We start from the raw sequence: 16,346 nt of genomic DNA, 5'->3' as shown, positions 1-16,346 counted from the left end.
GAGGGGTAAGCAAGCACAGATGCTTCCTTACCCCAACCGCACTGGAGAAACATCATGAGCAACACTCGTACCCTGTCCGCCACTGCCCTGGTCCTGGCCCTGGGCTCTGCCCTCAGCGTCGCCGCCCTGCCCACCACCGCCCATGCCGCGGACGACATGGAAAAGTGCTTCGGCGTGGCCATGAAGGGCAAGAACGATTGCGCCGCGGGCGCCGGCACCACCTGCGCCGGGACCTCCAAGGTCAACGACCAGGCCAACGCCTGGAAGCTGGTACCCAAGGGCAGCTGCGAGAAAACCGCCAGCAGTACCTCGCCTACCGGTTTCGGCCAGCTCGAAGCCTTCAAAGCCAAGTCCTGATCCTGCGCCTGCCTGAGTGTCGACGATGAACACCGCCCCGCTGCACCACCCTGGCCACGACATTCAGGCGCGCGCCTCCAGCCTGCCGCCCCGCGCCGGGCTGGGGCTCAAGACCGAGCATTTCAAACACGTGCTGGAAGAGCAGCCCGACATCGGTTTCTTCGAGGTGCATGCGGAGAACTACATGGTGGCGGGCGGCCCTTTCCACCATTACCTGGGCCTGATCTGCGAACGCTACCCGCTGTCGCTGCACGGTGTCGGCCTGTCCATCGGTGGCGAAGGCCCCCTGGACCTGGCTCACCTGGAGCGGCTGGCCGGCTTGATCGAACGCTATCAGCCCCAGTCCTTTTCCGAACACCTGGCCTGGTCCAGCCACGGCCCGGTGTTCCTCAACGACCTGCTGCCCCTGGCCTACGACGGGCCCACCTTGCGCCGGGTCTGCGAGCACATCGACCAGGTGCAGAACCATCTGGGACGAACCATGCTGCTGGAAAATCCGGCCACCTACCTGCAATTCCAACGCTCGACCCTGGACGAGACCGACTTCATCCGCGAAGTGGTCCAGCGCAGCGGCTGCGGCCTGCTGCTGGACGTCAACAACCTCTATGTGTCGTGCATCAATCACCAGCGCGATCCCCTGGCCTACCTGCAAGCACTGCCGCTGCAGGCGGTGGGGGAAATCCACCTGGCGGGCTTTGCCGAAGACCGGGACAGCCTCGGTGACCGGCTGTTGATCGACGATCACGGCGCCCCGGTCGACGCTGCGGTCTGGGCCCTGTACCAGGAGGTGCTGGGGCTCATCGGCCCGATGGCCACCCTGATCGAGCGTGACAACCACCTGCCGGCCTTTGCCACCCTGATGGCCGAGGCCTGCCAGGCAGAAGCGTTGTTGCTCGGCGCCCAGGTGCAGCCATGAGCGGCCAGGGGGAATTCGCCAGGGCCCTGCTGAGCGCCGAACCGGGCTGCCCACAGGGGCTGTCCAGCAGCAACGGCGCCGATCCGGCCAGCCGCTTCGCGGTCTATCGCAACAATGTGCAGGCCTCGTTGAGCAACGCCCTGGCCGAGTCATACCCGGTCGTCATGCAATTGGTTGGTCGCGAGTTTTTCAACGCCATGGCCGCGCTCTACATCCGGGACTTCGCCCCCGCCAGCCCTCTGCTCAACGACTATGGCCGGGACCTGGGCGACTTTATCCAGGGCTTCGGGCCGGCCGCCGGCCTGCCCTACCTGGCCGACATGGCCCGCCTTGAACGGCTGCGGGTCGAGGCCTACCACGCCGCCGACGCCCGCCCCCTGGAGCCGTCACGGCTACTGGCGGCGATGAACCAGCCCGACCGCCTCGGCCAGGCGCAACTGCTCCTGCATCCGTCACTGCGCACCCTGCACTCCGGCTACGCCGTAGTGAGCCTGTGGGCGGCGCACCAGAGCGATCAGCCCTGGCCGGCTTTCGACCTGCAGCAGGGGCAGAACGCCCTGGTGCTGCGCAACGCCCTGGAGGTCGAGGTGATCGCCGTGGATACCGGCGCCATGACCTTCATTGAAGCCCTACGCAACCACTGGCCGCTGGAAATCGCCGCGGCCCATGCCCTGGACGCCCAGGCCGACTTCGACCTGGGCCAGTGCCTGGGCCTGCTGCTCGGCCACGGCGCTCTTATCGACCTGCAACCCCAGAAGAAGGCCTGACCATGAACACCCAGACAGAAACACCCATTGCCGGACTGGTGAATCGGATCATCCAAGGGTTTGAACGCATTCCCTACAGCCTGATCGCCTGTATCGCGCGTTTTTCCATCGCCGCGGTGTTCTGGAAATCCGGACAGACCAAGGTCGAGGGGCTGGCCATCGACCTGGTCGATGGCACCTTCCAACTGGGCTGGCCGCGCCTGGCGGACTCGACCATCCCCCTGTTCAAGAGCGAGTACCACGTGCCCCTGTTGACGCCGGAAGTGGCGGCGCACCTGGCGGCCTTTGCCGAGCATTTTTTCCCGATGCTGATCCTGCTGGGCCTGGCCACGCGCTTTTCCGCCCTGGCGCTACTGGGAATGACCCTGACCATCCAACTCTTCGTCTACCCGGACGCCTACCCGACCCACGGCACCTGGGCGGCGATCTTCCTGTTGTTGATGGCCCGCGGCCCGGGCGTGTTGTCCCTCGACCACCTGCTGGCCCGGCATTTTCGTCGCACGCCCCTGTAGCCGCTGCCGCAGGCCCTTCAATAGCGTCCACACAGACATAAATCTACAAACGATCCAGGGCCTCACCGCTGCGACGAAACCAGTCCACCAGGTAATCGGCCAGCACCTGGGTACGCCTGGGCAGACCGCCCTGATAAGGGTGCACCAGGTACATCGGCATGCTGCGGGTCTGGTAGTCCCGCAGCAGCCAGCGCAGGCGGCCGTCCGCCAGTTCGCTGTGCAGCACATACGACGGCAGCCGGGCGATCCCGGCGCCCACCAGGGCAGCCTTCTTCAGCAGGTTGTAGTGGTTGCTGGCAAACGGACCGTTGACCCGCACCCGCAGCAGTTCATGGCGCTGGTGGTACAACCACTCTTCTCGTGCGCTGTAATGGCTGTTGAGCAGGCAGCGATGCCCGGCCAGTTCCTGAGGCGTGCGCGGCTCGCCGTATTGCTCAAGGTAGGCCGGACTGGCGCAGGTCATTTCATGCCAGGCCAACAGCGGCCGGGCCACCAGGCGCTGGTCGTTGGCCACCTCTGAACGCACGGCAAGGTCGAAGCCCTCCCGGGTCAGGTCGCGGTAGCTGTTGTTCAGGTCCAGCTCGATCTGCACCTGGGGATAGTGCCGGGAGAACTCCAGCAGCAGGCCGTCGAAAAAGGTTTCACCCAGGGAGACCGGGACGGTGAGGCGCACCGGCCCGGCCATATCGTCCTTGAGCCGAGCCAGGGCCTGGTGGGCCCGCTCGACCTGAGCTACCAGGGCCTGGGCCTGGGGCAGCAACGCCGCGCCGGCGGCCGTGAGGTCCAGGCGCCGGGTGGTGCGTTGCAGCAGTACCACGGCGTAGCGGGCTTCCAGGGCGCTGATGCGTTTGGAGAGCTGGCCCTTGCTGCACCCCAGTTGCTGGGCCGCCTGGGTAAAGCTGCCGGCTTCCACCAGCACCGCAAATGCCGCCAGGTCATCCATCTCGCTCATGGATTGTTTCCATTTGAAAACCAAAGGTTGCCTATTAGCGCGTTAATCCATGAAAAAAACCACTCTAGACTGAACACCTCACTCATTCATTCGAGGAACAGTCCATGAAGATTCTGTTGATTGGGGCCAGCGGCACCATTGGCTCAGCGGTAGACCGAGAACTGGCGCAGCGCCACGAAATCGTGCGTATCGGTCGCAACAGCGGCGATTTGCAGGTGGATATCAGCGATGTCCAGTCAATCCGCGCCTTGTTCGAAAAGACCGGGCCTTTCGATGCCCTGATCTGCGCCGCCGGCAACGTGACCTTCGCCCCGCTGGCAGAGATGAGCGCCGAGCACTTCAGCCTGGGCCTGGCGGACAAGCTGATGGGTCAGGTCAACCTGCTGCTGATCGGCCGCGAGTACGCCAATGACGGCGCCTCCTTCACCTTCACCAGCGGCGTGCTCAGCCACGACCCGATCCGCAGCGGCGCCTCGGCGACCCTGGTCAACGGCGCCATCGACAGCTTTGTGCGGGCCGCGGCCATCGAACTGCCCCGCGGCCTGCGGATCAACTCCGTGAGCCCCACAGTGCTGGTGGAAGCCATGGACAGCTACGGGCCCTACTTCCGCGGCTTCAAGCCAGTGCCTGGGGCCGATGTGGCCCTGGCCTACGCCAAGAGCGTGGAAGGCCTGCAGACCGGCCAGACCTTTCACGTGCTGTAAGTGCTCCTCTAGGCGCTTGGCTGGGCGGCGTTGCGCTTGCGAGCGAAGGTATCGATCAGGGTGCTGCAAGGCGGCGGGCCCATTCGCCGGCAAGCCGGCCCCTAGAGTTGATGGCGCCAGTAGTGGCCAATCCCTTCAATCCGGGGTTGTGGTGAACGGGGCGGCTGCGTAACGTGTCGGCTTCCGCCTGGAGGCCCCATGATGCGCACCGCCCGTTCCCTGCTTTGTTTCGCCCTGTTGCCGCTGTTTGCCGGCTGCCAGATGCTGCCGATGTTCAACCAACAGCCCCAGGCGCCGTCCATGGCCGGGTTGACCCGGATGCAGGGTGAACTCAGTGCCGCCGATGGCAAGCTGCTGTTCAAACCCTGCACCGAAGACCGCCGTTATGTGGTCAACGATGGCGGCAACACCAGTGTGCTGCAGGAAGCGGCAACCCTGGCCGAGAAGCAGGGCAAGCTGTTTGCCGACCTGCGGGGCAAGTTCTCCGCCAGTGCCAGCAGCGACGGCCAGCTGGACCTGCGCCAGTTGTACCGCGTTGAGCGCTCCGCCAGCGCGTGCAGCGATCCGAACTTCCAGCGCCTGATCCTGCGGGCCGGTAGCAAGAACCCGGCGTGGAACGTCGATGTCAGCGCCAAGGGCATGATGATCGAACGCGCCGGCCAGCCGACCCTGGCCCTGCCCTATCTGGAAGAACAGCTGGGGGATGGCCGTTTCAACCTCACCAGTGAAGCCAATCACCAGCGCGTGGAGCTGTGGGTGGCCCCGCAACGCTGCGTCGACCCCGTCACCGGCAGCGTTCAGCACCTGAGCGCAGAGCTGCGGGTGGACGGCCAGGTGCAGCGCGGCTGCGGCTATTTCGGCGGCTCGCGCAACGACTGATTCGACGAGCAGCGGTTTTAGCCTCACGGCCAAGGTGGTTTGCGGCTTATAATCGCCGGTTTGTGCAAAGCAAGCCGGCGCACTGTTGCGCACCGCCTACCCCGGATCCTGTCATGTTACGAATCACCGAACTCAAGTTGCCGATCGACCATCCCGATGAAGACCTGCGCGCCGCCATCGTGCAGCGCCTGGGGATCGCCAGCGATGAGCTGCTCGATTTCACCTTGTTCAAGCGCAGCTACGATGCGCGCAAGAAGTCTTCCGAGCTGTGCTTCATCTACACCATCGACCTCAGCGTGCGCGACGAAGCGCCGCTGCTGCTCAAGTTCGCCGACGACCGTAACGTCAACCCGGCGCCGGATGTCAGCTACAAGGTGGTGGGCCAGGCTCCGGCAGACCTGAACGAACGACCGATCGTGGTGGGCTTCGGCCCCTGCGGGATCTTCGCCGGCCTCTTGCTGGCGCAGATGGGCTTCAAGCCGATCGTCCTCGAGCGTGGCAAGGAAGTGCGCCAGCGCACTAAGGACACCTGGGGCCTGTGGCGCAAGAGCGTGCTCAACCCCGAGTCCAACGTGCAATTTGGCGAAGGCGGCGCCGGGACCTTCTCCGACGGCAAGCTCTACAGCCAGATCAAGGACCCGCAACACCACGGCCGCAAGGTGCTCCACGAGTTCGTCAAGGCCGGTGCGCCGGACGAGATCCTCTACGTCAGCAAGCCGCACATCGGCACCTTCCGCCTCACCGGCGTGGTGGAAAACATGCGCCAGCAGATCATCGCCCTGGGCGGTGAAGTGCGCTTCGAGCAGCGGGTTACCGACGTGCTGATCGAAGACGGTCAACTGCAAGGTGTGGAACTGGCCAGCGGCGAACAACTGCATTCGCGGCACGTGATCCTGGCCCTGGGCCACAGCGCCCGCGACACCTTCCGCATGCTCCATAGCCGCGGCGTGTACATGGAAGCCAAGCCGTTCTCGGTGGGCTTTCGTATCGAGCACCCGCAATCGCTGATCGACAGCGCGCGCCTGGGCAAGTACGCCGGCCACCCGAAACTCGGCGCCGCCGACTACAAGCTGGTGCACCACGCCAAGAACGGCCGTTCGGTCTACAGCTTCTGCATGTGCCCGGGCGGTACCGTGGTGGCGGCGACCTCCGAGCCGAACCGGGTGGTGACCAATGGCATGAGCCAGTACTCGCGCAACGAGCGCAACGCCAACTCCGGCATCGTCGTGGGCATCACCCCGGAAGTGGATTACCCGGGCGGCCCGCTGGCAGGCATCGAGTTGCAGGAGCGCCTGGAGTCCCACGCCTTTGTCCTGGGTGGCAGTAACTACCAGGCCCCGGCGCAGCTGGTGGGCGACTTTATCGCCGGCAAGCCCACCACCGCCCTGGGCAGCGTCGAGCCGTCCTACAAGCCCGGCGTGACCCTGGGTGACCTGGCCCTGGCCTTGCCGGACTTTGCCATCGAGGCCATTCGTGAAGCCCTGCCGGCCTTCGAACGGCAGATCAAGGGCTATTCGCTGCATGACGCGGTGCTGACCGGTATCGAGACCCGCACCTCATCGCCGCTGCGCATTACCCGCGACGCCTCGATGCAGAGCTTGAATGTGAAGGGGCTGTACCCGGCCGGTGAAGGTGCCGGTTATGCCGGTGGGATTCTCTCCGCCGGGGTCGACGGGATTCGCATTGCCGAAGCCGTGGCCCGCGACATTCTCGGCATCCAGGCCTGAGGGACGGGCCCTTTCGCCGGCAAGCCGGCTCCTACCGCCTACCGTAGGAGCTGGCTTGCCAGCGAAGGCGTCGTCCAGAACAACGCAAGGCTCAAGGGCCTCTTCGCCAGCAAGCCGGCGCCTACGACCAGTTCAGATGCCGGCGCGCAATACGCTGGCAGGTAGCGCCTCACCACGTTCGACACTGGCGGCTACCGCCTCGATCAACACCGTCAGTTCATAACCCTGTTCTGCCAGCCACTGCTCATCGTAGTAGGTGGTTGCATAGCGCTCGCCCCCATCACACAGAATCGCCACGATCGACCCCGACTCGCCGGCCGCAACCATCTGCTGCGCGGCCATCAGCGCACCGATCAGGTTGGTGCCGCTGGAGCCGCCAACCCGACGACCCAGGCGCTGGGCCAGATAATGCATGGCCGCCAGGGACAGGGCATCCGGCACCTTGACCATGGCATCGATCACCTTGGGCAGGAACGAAGCCTCGACCCGCGGCCGGCCGATGCCCTCGATCCGCGAACCGCAGTCCAGGCGCAGGCTGGCGTCGCCACTCTGGTAATAGTCGAAGAACACCGAGCGCTCGGCGTCGGCACACAGCACCCGAGTGCAGTGCTGGCGATAGCGCACGTAGCGCCCCAGGGTCGCGGTGGTACCACCCGTGCCCGGGCTGGAAATCAGCCAGCTGGGCTCCGGGTACCGCTCGAAACGCAACTGCTGGAATATCGACTCGGCGATGTTGTTGTTGGCCCGCCAGTCGGTGGCGCGCTCGGCATAGGTGAACTGGTCCATGAAATGGCCGCCGCTCTCCCGGGCCAGGCGCTCGGACTCGGCGTAGATCTGCGTCGGGTCCTGCACCAGGTGGCTCTTGCCGCCATAGAAGGCGATCTGGGCAATTTTCTCCTGGGAAGTGGTCGCCGGCATCACGGCAATGAACGGCAGCCCCAGCAGCCGGGCGAAATAGGCTTCGGAGATCGCCGTGGAGCCACTGGAGGCCTCGATCACCGGCGCGCCGGGCTTGAGCCAGCCATTGCACAGGGCATAGAGGAACAGCGAGCGGGCCAGGCGATGCTTGAGGCTGCCGGTGGGATGGCTGGATTCATCCTTGAAATACAGCTCGATGCCCGGCAGGCCCGGTAACGGCAGCGGGATCAGGTGAGTGTCGGCGCTGCGCTGGAAGTCGGCTTCGATGATACGGATGGCCTCACGGGCCCACTGGCGATTGTCGCTCATGCTCTATTCTCGTTGGATCGCACGCCGTACCGGCGCAAGAAGATGAAATGCACCCAGCATAGGTGATCCAGGCTCGCGACGGGCAGGCGCCTTTTCCTGGAAAAAATGCCCCGTCAGCCGCTGCGGACGGACATGTTAGGAAATATCCTGCCCCCCTTACAGGTACAGCTATGAAGCAATTTGAAACACAACTGCAAGGGGGATTTTTCAGCAGCCCGCTTGCCTTCTGCATATAACAAAAAAGAATATAACTTTTGTTTTAACAACTAACTGTACGGGTTAGGGTGTGCCACCTTTTTAGTTTTTAGATGGAGAGCGACCTTGCCTCTGCGTAGCACTTTCACTCGTTTCTTTGCCATGGAAGCTGCCAGCGGTCTGTTATTGATCGCCGCTGCCATCCTGGCCCTGATTATCAACAACTCCCCCCTGTCCTGGCTGTACAACGGCCTGCTGGAAACCCCGGTGGTGGCCCAGGTTGGCGCCCTGAAGATCGCCAAGCCGCTGCTGCTGTGGATCAACGATGGCCTGATGGCACTGTTCTTCCTGCTGATAGGCCTGGAGGTCAAGCGCGAAGTGCTGGAGGGGCAGTTGGCCAAGCCGTCGCAGATCGTCCTGCCCGGCGCAGCGGCCATCGGCGGCATGCTGGTGCCGGCGCTGATCTACTGGTTCCTCAACCGTGACAACCCGCCCGCCCTCAATGGCTGGGCGATTCCCACCGCCACCGACATCGCCTTCGCCCTCGGGGTGCTGGCCTTGCTGGGCAAGCGGGTGCCGACCTCGCTGAAACTGTTCCTGATGACCCTGGCGATCATCGATGACCTGGGAGCGATCGTGATCATCGCGATCTTCTACTCCGGCACGCTGTCGACCCTGTCGCTGATGCTGGCTGGCGCCTGCATCGCCGCCCTGGTAGCGATGAACCGGATGGGCGTGGTCAAGCTCGGACCCTACATGATCATCGGCCTGATCCTCTGGGTCTGCGTGCTCAAGAGCGGGGTCCACGCGACCCTGGCCGGCGTGACCCTGGCCTTCTGCATACCCTTGCGCACCCGCAACGCCGAACCCTCGCCGCTCAAGGCGCTGGAACACGCCCTGCATCCCTGGGTATCGTTCGGCATCCTGCCGCTGTTCGCCTTCGCCAATGCCGGGCTGTCGCTGAGCGGCGTGACCCTCGAGAGCTTCACCCACCATGTTCCCATGGGGATCGCGGTCGGCCTGCTGCTGGGCAAGACCATCGGCGTCTTCGGCCTGACCTGGATGGCAGTGAAAACCGGTATCGCTGCCTTGCCGTCCGGGGCCAACTGGGGCCAGGTGCTCGGCGTGGCAATTCTGTGTGGTATCGGCTTCACCATGAGCCTGTTCGTCGGCTCCCTGGCCTTCGAGCCCGGCAGCAGCGAATACGCCGGTATGGACCGCATGGGCATCCTGACCGGTTCACTGTTTGCGGCCCTGATCGGTTACGCCGTCACCGCCGCTGCCAGCCGCAGAAACAACACCCTGGCGTCCTGATCCGCAGCGCTTGGCCAGGCTGAAAACACAAAACCCCGACCAGTTGCCTGGCCGGGGTTTTGTTTTGTAGCAGGGAGGGTCAGCGGGTAACGCGGCTGGTACCGTTGACCGTCATGATGCGCACGCGGTCGCCCACGCGGAACACTTCGTTTTCCTGAACCTGCTGCACATAGGCACGCATGCTGCCGTCGTCTTCACGCACGGTGATTTCAACGCCCTGGGTACGGGTCAGGCCTTCTTCAGTGGCCGAGCCCAGCAGGCCGCCGGCTACTGCACCGATGACTGCGGTGACGATGCTGCCACGGCCGCCGCCGATGGCGCTGCCGCCAACGCCGCCGATCACAGCACCTGCAGCGCCGCCGATCGGGGTCTTGGTGCCTTCGATTTTCACCGGACGCAGGGATTCGATGGTGCCCATGCGCACGGTTTGCACACGACGCGCTTCATCACGGGAATAGGAGTCACCGGTCAGGTTGGAGGCACAGCCACCGAGCAACATTGCCATCGTGGTGAAGGATGCAACCAGCAAAACAGACTTACGCATAGGATCAACTCCAAAGGACAGATAATCATTAGACTCCGCAGCTTGACGCCTGTCACGGCGTCGCCCGGATAAAATTGCTTTCATTCAGCCAAAGTACAGGCTGCGTAAACGCCAGGCTTTCTCATTACGGTAGCTCCAGCTCACTGCATAGCGCCACCGAACAAAGGATTTTCCATGGACTACTTCATCATCATCGCGACCACCGCTGCAGGCTTGTATTTCCACTGGTGGCTGTATGTACGCATCAAGCGTTGGACCGATCGGGACCTGGCCCTCTCCCTGGCCGGAACCGATGCCCAGAAGAAGCAATTCATGCTGGAGCAACTGGCCGAGGCCCAGCGCCAGAAAGTAAAACGCCGGGACCTGCCGCAATGGCTGGAAACCGCTGCGGCCGGCTACCCCGGCGAGTGACCTGCAATCCGATCAAGGAGCCAGACGTTCGCGGACCCACTCCTGGCCTTGCAGGCGATAGTTCAAACGGTCATGCAGTCGGCTGGGGCGCCCCTGCCAGAACTCGATGCGCTCCGGCAGCAGGCGATAACCACCCCAGTGTTCCGGGCAATCGGGCTGGCTATCGCTGAAGCGAGCCTCAGTGGCCTTGAGCAACTCTTGCAGTTCGTCACGATCGGCGATCACCCGGCTCTGCGGTGAAGCCCAGGCTCCCAGCCGGCTGCCCAGGGGACGCACCTGATAATAGGCATCGGACTCCTGTGGAGTGACCTTGACCACCCGCCCTTCAATCCGCACCTGACGCTCCAGGGTCGGCCAGAAGAACGTCATGGCGGCGAAGGGCCGTGCAGCCAGCTGCTGGCCCTTGGCGCTCTCGTAGTTGGTGAAGAAGGTGAAGCCCTGCTCATCCAGGCCCTTGAGCAACAGGATGCGGCAGTGAGGGCGACCATCGGTATCGACGGTCGCCACGGTCATGGCATTGGCTTCCACCGGCGGTTGCTCGGTTTTCACCGCATCGGCAAACCACTGGTGGAACAGCGCAAAAGGTTCAGCCGGGGCCTGTGCCTCGGACAAGCCGTCGCGAGTGTAGTCGCGGCGCATATCAGCCAGGGACTGAGTCATGCCTGCTTCCTTATCCTTGAAAATCAGTTTTTAGCCTGGGCGGTAGCCGTTGCGGTCTTCGAAGAGGCGGCGGCCTTCTTCACCGGAGCCTTCTTGGCTGCCGGCTTCTTGGCCACGGTAGCCTTCTTCGCAGGCGCCGCTTTCTTGGCGGAAGCCGCGGGTACTGGAGGCACGGCATCCTGTACGGCAACCATTTCAGTCTCGGAAGGCGTCGGCTGGTTGTACTTGCTCAGCAGGCCCAGCATGGTGCTGCGCTGGGTCAGCATGATTTCCACCCGACGGTTCAGCGAGCGACCCTGGGGGCTGTCGTTGGCGGCACGCGGCATCACCGAACCCATGCCACGCAGCATCAGGCGGTCCTGCTTCAGGCCGCTGAGGCTGAAGATTGCCGCTACGGACTGGGCACGATCACGGCTCAGCTTCTGGTTGGCCAGGGTCGGGCCGGTGGCGTCGGCATGACCGAGAATCAGTACGGCAGTCTTCGGATCACCTTCCACCGCCTTGGCGACGCGGGTGAACGGACCCAGGGTGACCGGCAGCAGCATGGCTGGACGATCCGGGTTGAACGAGGCATCTACCAGCGCAGTGACCACCAGCACGTTTTCACGACGCTCGATCTGCAGCTTGCTGTCCTTCACCGCTTCGCGCAGGCGTGGCTCGTAGTCGTCCAGCCAGGCCTGGGTGATTTTCGGGTCGGGCATCGGGATGTCCGCTACATTGACCTTGCTCAAAGGCTTGGGCTGGCTCTTGGGGAACGGCCACCACCAGTGGGTTTCGGAGTCGGCTGCCGCTGTCACTGCCGGCGCTGGGGCAGGCTCGGCCTTCTTCGCTTCGGCCACTGGCTTGTCGGAAGAATCCTTGGAGGAGAACGGCCACCACCACTTGCTGCTCTCGGCCTTGGCGGCAGGAGCGGCAGGGGCTGCGGCAACGACCGGCGCTGGAGCTGGAGCTGGAGCGGGCTCGGCAGCAGCGACAGGCGCCGGCTTGGCGCCAGCAGCGGCCTTGGCGGCAGGGGCCGGGTGCTTGCCGGCGGCTGTGTTCTTGGCAGCAGGGGCCGGTGCAGCGGCCTTGGCCACTACCGCAGGCTTGCTTGCAGAAGCGGCAGGTGCGGCTTCAGTGGTGGCAACCGGTTTTTCAGGCGCAGCTGGGGTTTCCTTGCTGCTGGCCTTATCGGAGCCGAATGACCACCAGTGGCCGCCATCCGCTTCATTTTGTGGGGTTTGCGCGCAACCGGTGACGGTCAGGCAGATGGCCAAGGCTAGAGACTTGTTCGACGACATGGGATATCCACAAAATGAGATAAAAAATTCGGTCTAAACAACCGTTACAAACAGACGCTTGGAAATTATAAAAGCCACAGGGTTCCATCCTGCAGCTTTCCAAGCATGTTTAAGCAAAAAAGTTCTTAACAGCAACCTTTTTACAGACAATCCGACAAAACCCGCACCAGCTTCTGTGCCCGAGGGTCCATCAACACATAGGGCCCCAGGGTATTTGTCACAAAACCGAACGCCACATCATGCTCCGGGTCAGCAAAACCGATGGAGCCCCCTGCCCCCGGATGCCCGAACGCCCGCGCGCCCAGGCCAAAGGTGGCATTGGCTACCTGGGGCTGGTCGAGCATGCAACCCAGGCCGAAGCGGGTCTGGGTCAGCAACGTCTTGTCCATGCCCAGGCTGTGTTCCCGAGTCAGCTCTTCGAGCATGTCGGCTTCCAGCAAACTGCCGTCCAGCAGGCCGCTGTAGAACCCGGCGAGGCTGCGGGCATTGCCGTGGCCGTTGGCCGCCGGCTGCTGCATGCGCCGCCACTCGGGTTTATTGGTGCTGGTCAGGATAGACGGTGGATTGGTAAACGCCCGAGTACTCATCGCATCGGGTTCGCGCATGGTGACTTGCAGCAGGCGCTGGGCCGCAGCATCGCCCATATTGCCCTTGCCACGGGCGATATGCGCCACGCGGTAGAACTCCTCATCGGCCAGGCCGACATGGAAGTCCAGCCCCAAAGGCCTGGCGACCCGGGCCACGATGGACTCCCCCGGCCCGCGCCCATCGGCACGCCGGATCAACTCGCCCACCAGCCAGCCATAGGTGATGGCTGCGTAGCCGTGCCCCTCACCGGGCGTCCACCAGGGCTGCTCGGCGGCCAGGGCATCGACCATGGTCTGCCATTCGTAAAGGGCTTGCGCGGGCAACAGCTCGCGCACTGCCGGCAGGCCGGCCTGATGGCAGAGCAACTGGCGCAAAGTAATGGCTGCCTTGCCCGCCGCGGCGAATTCCGGCCAGTAGTCGGCCACGGGTGCATCCAGCTTGAGCTTGCCCTCGGCCACCAACTGCAGCGCGGTGACCGCAGTAAAGGTCTTGGTGCAGGAGAACAGGTTGGCGATGGTATCGCTGTGCCAGGCCTCGGCGCCGTCCTTGTCTGCGGTACCGGCCCACAGGTCGATGACGGTTTCCCCGCCGACCTGGATGCACAGCGCCGCGCCGCGCTCCTGGGAGTCCTCGAACAGGGCGGCGAACGCCTCGCGTACCGCTTCGAATTTAAGCTCGTAATGACCTTGAATCTGCACCCCTGGCTCCCCCTGCAACAATGCTCGACAACGTGGCGCGCATTGTTCCAGCCCCGAAGCCATTTGGGAACAGCCGGCGAGCTGCCGGTCATCAGCGGCAAACCCTCGTTTCAGAGGGCTGCCCGTTTTTTCCTGGAACGCCGCTCAGGCCTTGTGAAGGTCAATGACCATTGCCGGAATGGCCACCGGCGTGCCCACCCGGGCCCTTGCCGGTGTGGCTCTTGTCAGCGCCATCGCCCCCATGCTCGCCAGCCACGGCCTGTTCCGCCTCGACCCGAGCCTGCTCTGCAGCCTTGCCCAACTGGTCAATGGCTTGCAGGTTGCTCTTGCGCACGCTGTCGACAAAGCCCTGGAATGGCACATCGGTGATGCCCACCAGGCCGAAATGGCCGTTTTCACCGTCCAGCAGGCGCCCGGTCACCGGCTGGTCCAGGTACTGGAACCAGTGCACGCCGACAATCGACGGCTCGCTGACCGCCTGCTTGAGGAAGTTGGCATAGGCCGGGCCACGGTCCTCTTCCCGGGCCAGCTCGGTCACACCGCCCCAGAACGGACCGCGATCCCGGGAACCGAAGTTGAACTCGGTTACCAGTACCGGCTTGTCGAGGCTGCGCAGGTAGGCAAAGTCCTGACCGTCCTGGGGCTTGAGGGTGTACATGTTGAAGCTCAAGACATCGCAGTACTGGGCGCAGGAAGCCACGGCCTCAGGGTTGCTCACGGCAAAACGCCCGCCCAGCAGCAGGTGGTTGGGGGCGTGCCATTTCAGCGAGTCGGAGATGGTCTTGAAGTAGGTATCGGCGAAGACCTTCTGGAAATACTTGAAGTCGGCCTCGATCTCCGGGTGCTCCGGGCTCGGCAACGGCGGCACGAAGCCCGGGTCTTCCATCAACTCCCAGGCCGGCAGGTCGATGCCCCAGGCTTTCGACAGCCCGGCCTGGTTGCGGTACTTGTCCCGCAGTTGCTTGAGAAACGCGCGCTTGGCCGGTACGTCGGTGGTCAGGCGCAGGGTGCCGTAGGCCAGGGCATAGCGGGATTTGGCATCGTCGCCGGGGCCAGCCCAGGCCAATTCGTTGTCGGCAAAGTAGCCAATCAGCCAGGGGTCGTCCCGATGGTCGCGGGCGGCAATGGCCACGGCACGTTCGGTGGCCATGGCAAAGCGCGGGTCGAAAGGATCCGGCATGCCGCCCCACCAGTCACTGCCGGTACTGATGCTGGCGTAATCACCCACGATCGACAGCGCCAAGGTGTAAGGCACCCGGTCGGCCAGCCCCAGGGCCGGAGCGCTCCAGTTGCCGATGGTATTGAAGCCCCAGGCCTGCAAGCGATCCAGGGTGTGGCCAACCCAGCGTTTCTGGTCGAAGGCCGGTGCCACGCAAGGAGTTGCCTGGGGCGGCGGCGAGGTGTCGGCCGGCGCCTGCTGCGCAGTGGCACTGTCCGCGGTGCAGGGCTTGCCGTAGGTCCGTTGCAGGTTGGCCTGATAGAAGTCATACCAGCGCCCTGAACCATAGCCGCGGCCCTGGTCGGCGCCGTTGCCGCCACGGTTGTCGCCTTCACCGTAAAAGGCTGCCAGGGGTTCGTCATCCTTGGGCAAGGCACCGAACATCCATTCCCGGCCCGCGACATAGGTCTGGTTATTGTCGGGCGCCACTGTATTGACCCCCAGGGAGTAGAACGGATGCCCCAGCGGGGTCACGAGGAACCAGCGGCCATCTCGTTTTTCCGTGCGAAAGAAACCGCTGGCCTTGAAGCTCGGCCCCTTGTTCCAGCCACCGTAGCTGTCCAGCGAAGCCTTCTCGCGCTCCTCCAGCCAGCCCTGGAGCTGTTGTTGCTCCTTGGCGTCGGCCGCCTTGAGCTGATCGTCACTGGTGATCTTTTCCGGCCAGCGGGCCCGGGTCGATTGACCGTAGGCATCCACCAGGGAACCGTAGACCGCCTTGATCACCCCCTCGCCGTCCTGCACGCCGAAACGCTCCAGCAGAATGCTCTGGGCCGCCTTGGGGTTGTCCATGGACAAGGTCACCGACACCACCTGGCTGCGGTCCAGTTGCCCTTCACTGCTGGCCAGCAGGATGCGCTGGCCGTCCAGGGTCATCGGCATCGGTGGCGCGGCCTTCATGCCCTGGCTCAGCGGACTGCTGGCCACCAGCGGCACCAGCAGGGTCTGCGCCGGGCCGGCCGGCAGGTCGACGCGGCTGACCAGGGTCTTGCCGTCATTGCTCTGGATGGTCACGTAGAGGGTCAGGGCCCAGTTCATCGCGCTCTGGATACGCAGGCTCATCATTCCCGACTGCGACCAGTCCCAGGCCCCGCTCTGGGGCGCCAGGCTCAGGCTCGGCCGGCTCGTGGGGTTGAAGATGATGCGCCGCAGCACTTCGCCTTCGGCCGTTTGCTCTGCGTTGGATTGCGGCAGGCTGGCATCCTGTGTCGCCACCTGCACCACAGCAGCAGGTCGGACAAAGTTGAACAGCGTCTGTTGTCCGGCAGGGGCCGCCCAGACGGGCGCGGCAAACAACAGGGCAAATACAGCGGGCAACGAACGGCGAATCATATGAACCTGGCTCTCCCTAAAGACCGATGAACGGCCGGTGCTGAAGCGGTGACATGAAATAGACAGC

16 protein-coding genes are annotated in these 16,346 nt (G+C 64.0%); 9 read left to right on the top strand and 7 right to left on the bottom strand.

All coding sequences use genetic code 11. The features are described from left to right. Positions 1–54: 54 nt before the first annotated feature. Genes AC1RGE_RS13870 through AC1RGE_RS13855 form a run of 4 tightly spaced genes read left to right on the top strand, consistent with a single transcriptional unit; the run spans position 55 to position 2,552 of the window. Positions 55–357 (top strand): BufA1 family periplasmic bufferin-type metallophore, encoded by a 303-nt coding sequence (locus tag AC1RGE_RS13870; RefSeq protein ID WP_011059637.1) that lies wholly within the window; start codon positions 55–57, stop codon positions 355–357. A 25-nt stretch (positions 358–382) separates the two neighbouring features. Then, on the top strand, positions 383–1,273 hold the full coding sequence (gene bufB / locus AC1RGE_RS13865) for an MNIO family bufferin maturase (RefSeq protein ID WP_011059636.1): 891 nt from the start codon (positions 383–385) through the stop codon (positions 1,271–1,273). Then, positions 1,270–2,040, top strand: a complete 771-nt coding sequence (locus tag AC1RGE_RS13860) for an HvfC/BufC N-terminal domain-containing protein (RefSeq protein WP_011059635.1) — start codon at positions 1,270–1,272, stop codon at positions 2,038–2,040. The genes bufB and AC1RGE_RS13860 overlap by 4 nt, the downstream gene beginning before the upstream one ends. Before the next feature lie 2 nt (positions 2,041–2,042). After that, positions 2,043–2,552: a DoxX family protein gene (locus AC1RGE_RS13855; protein WP_492584483.1), complete on the top strand. Its 510-nt coding sequence runs from the start codon at positions 2,043–2,045 to the stop codon at positions 2,550–2,552. A 43-nt stretch (positions 2,553–2,595) separates the two neighbouring features. On the opposite strand, the gene AC1RGE_RS13850 is transcribed toward AC1RGE_RS13855, so the two are convergent. Continuing rightward, positions 2,596–3,504: a LysR family transcriptional regulator gene (locus AC1RGE_RS13850; RefSeq protein WP_492584481.1), complete on the bottom strand. Its 909-nt coding sequence runs from the start codon at positions 3,502–3,504 to the stop codon at positions 2,596–2,598. Between the two features lie 104 nt (positions 3,505–3,608). Between AC1RGE_RS13850 and AC1RGE_RS13845 the strand changes: the two genes are divergently transcribed. From AC1RGE_RS13845 to AC1RGE_RS13835, 3 genes are all read left to right on the top strand, one after another. Continuing rightward, the gene (locus AC1RGE_RS13845) at positions 3,609–4,208 is read left to right on the top strand and encodes a short chain dehydrogenase (RefSeq protein WP_492584479.1); all 600 of its coding nucleotides are present in this window, start codon (positions 3,609–3,611) and stop codon (positions 4,206–4,208) included. Between the two features lie 201 nt (positions 4,209–4,409). Continuing rightward, positions 4,410–5,087: a COG3650 family protein gene (locus tag AC1RGE_RS13840; RefSeq protein ID WP_041120567.1), complete on the top strand. Its 678-nt coding sequence runs from the start codon at positions 4,410–4,412 to the stop codon at positions 5,085–5,087. 113 nt (positions 5,088–5,200) lie between these two features. Beyond that, positions 5,201–6,814 (top strand): NAD(P)/FAD-dependent oxidoreductase, encoded by a 1,614-nt coding sequence (locus tag AC1RGE_RS13835; RefSeq protein WP_492584477.1) that lies wholly within the window; start codon positions 5,201–5,203, stop codon positions 6,812–6,814. 132 nt (positions 6,815–6,946) lie between these two features. Here AC1RGE_RS13835 and AC1RGE_RS13830 read toward each other — a convergent pair whose 3' ends face one another. Next, positions 6,947–8,041 carry a PLP-dependent cysteine synthase family protein gene (locus AC1RGE_RS13830; RefSeq protein WP_011059629.1) on the bottom strand — a complete coding sequence of 365 codons (1,095 nt, stop codon included), beginning with the start codon at positions 8,039–8,041 and terminating at the stop codon, positions 6,947–6,949. A gap of 321 nt (positions 8,042–8,362) precedes the next feature. Here AC1RGE_RS13830 and nhaA point away from each other — a divergent pair, with 321 nt between their 5' ends. Next, positions 8,363–9,550, top strand: coding sequence for a Na+/H+ antiporter NhaA (gene nhaA / locus AC1RGE_RS13825; RefSeq protein WP_011059628.1), 1,188 nt, complete (start codon positions 8,363–8,365; stop codon positions 9,548–9,550). A 79-nt stretch (positions 9,551–9,629) separates the two neighbouring features. Here the strand turns inward: nhaA and AC1RGE_RS13820 are convergent, their stop codons facing one another. Then, positions 9,630–10,094 carry an outer membrane lipoprotein gene (locus AC1RGE_RS13820; RefSeq protein WP_011059627.1) on the bottom strand — a complete coding sequence of 155 codons (465 nt, stop codon included), beginning with the start codon at positions 10,092–10,094 and terminating at the stop codon, positions 9,630–9,632. 174 nt (positions 10,095–10,268) lie between these two features. Here AC1RGE_RS13820 and AC1RGE_RS13815 point away from each other — a divergent pair, with 174 nt between their 5' ends. Next, positions 10,269–10,505 carry a hypothetical protein gene (locus AC1RGE_RS13815; RefSeq protein ID WP_011059626.1) on the top strand — a complete coding sequence of 79 codons (237 nt, stop codon included), beginning with the start codon at positions 10,269–10,271 and terminating at the stop codon, positions 10,503–10,505. Between the two features lie 12 nt (positions 10,506–10,517). Here AC1RGE_RS13815 and pdxH read toward each other — a convergent pair whose 3' ends face one another. The 4 genes from pdxH to AC1RGE_RS13795 form a co-directional block, all read right to left on the bottom strand. Further along, positions 10,518–11,165, bottom strand: coding sequence for a pyridoxamine 5'-phosphate oxidase (gene pdxH, locus AC1RGE_RS13810; protein ID WP_011059625.1), 648 nt, complete (start codon positions 11,163–11,165; stop codon positions 10,518–10,520). Between the two features lie 23 nt (positions 11,166–11,188). Continuing rightward, entirely contained in the window at positions 11,189–12,445 is a 1,257-nt protein-coding gene (locus AC1RGE_RS13805) for an OmpA family protein (RefSeq protein ID WP_011059624.1), read from the bottom strand. 140 nt (positions 12,446–12,585) lie between these two features. After that, a complete protein-coding gene (locus AC1RGE_RS13800; RefSeq protein ID WP_011059623.1) occupies positions 12,586–13,731 on the bottom strand; it encodes an EstA family serine hydrolase in 1,146 nt (381 codons plus the stop codon). A gap of 160 nt (positions 13,732–13,891) precedes the next feature. After that, positions 13,892–16,279, bottom strand: a complete 2,388-nt coding sequence (locus tag AC1RGE_RS13795) for a beta-galactosidase (protein WP_492584475.1) — start codon at positions 16,277–16,279, stop codon at positions 13,892–13,894. Positions 16,280–16,346 lie beyond the last annotated feature (67 nt).

This window comes from Pseudomonas sp. GW823-FHT02C05 (assembly GCF_058797595.1).
Note: the sequence above shows the minus strand (reverse complement) of the source record. Positions and strands in the feature narration are given on the sequence as shown.

Coding starts and splice junctions, on each gene's coding strand:
- AC1RGE_RS13870 (WP_011059637.1), top strand. CDS start 55: ATGAGCAACACTCGTACCCTGTCCGCCACTGCCCTGGTCCTGGCCCTG.
- bufB (WP_011059636.1), top strand. CDS start 383: ATGAACACCGCCCCGCTGCACCACCCTGGCCACGACATTCAGGCGCGC.
- AC1RGE_RS13860 (WP_011059635.1), top strand. CDS start 1,270: ATGAGCGGCCAGGGGGAATTCGCCAGGGCCCTGCTGAGCGCCGAACCG.
- AC1RGE_RS13855 (WP_492584483.1), top strand. CDS start 2,043: ATGAACACCCAGACAGAAACACCCATTGCCGGACTGGTGAATCGGATC.
- AC1RGE_RS13850 (WP_492584481.1), bottom strand. CDS start 3,504: ATGAGCGAGATGGATGACCTGGCGGCATTTGCGGTGCTGGTGGAAGCC.
- AC1RGE_RS13845 (WP_492584479.1), top strand. CDS start 3,609: ATGAAGATTCTGTTGATTGGGGCCAGCGGCACCATTGGCTCAGCGGTA.
- AC1RGE_RS13840 (WP_041120567.1), top strand. CDS start 4,410: ATGCGCACCGCCCGTTCCCTGCTTTGTTTCGCCCTGTTGCCGCTGTTT.
- AC1RGE_RS13835 (WP_492584477.1), top strand. CDS start 5,201: ATGTTACGAATCACCGAACTCAAGTTGCCGATCGACCATCCCGATGAA.
- AC1RGE_RS13830 (WP_011059629.1), bottom strand. CDS start 8,041: ATGAGCGACAATCGCCAGTGGGCCCGTGAGGCCATCCGTATCATCGAA.
- AC1RGE_RS13820 (WP_011059627.1), bottom strand. CDS start 10,094: ATGCGTAAGTCTGTTTTGCTGGTTGCATCCTTCACCACGATGGCAATG.
- AC1RGE_RS13815 (WP_011059626.1), top strand. CDS start 10,269: ATGGACTACTTCATCATCATCGCGACCACCGCTGCAGGCTTGTATTTC.
- pdxH (WP_011059625.1), bottom strand. CDS start 11,165: ATGACTCAGTCCCTGGCTGATATGCGCCGCGACTACACTCGCGACGGC.
- AC1RGE_RS13805 (WP_011059624.1), bottom strand. CDS start 12,445: ATGTCGTCGAACAAGTCTCTAGCCTTGGCCATCTGCCTGACCGTCACC.
- AC1RGE_RS13795 (WP_492584475.1), bottom strand. CDS start 16,279: ATGATTCGCCGTTCGTTGCCCGCTGTATTTGCCCTGTTGTTTGCCGCG.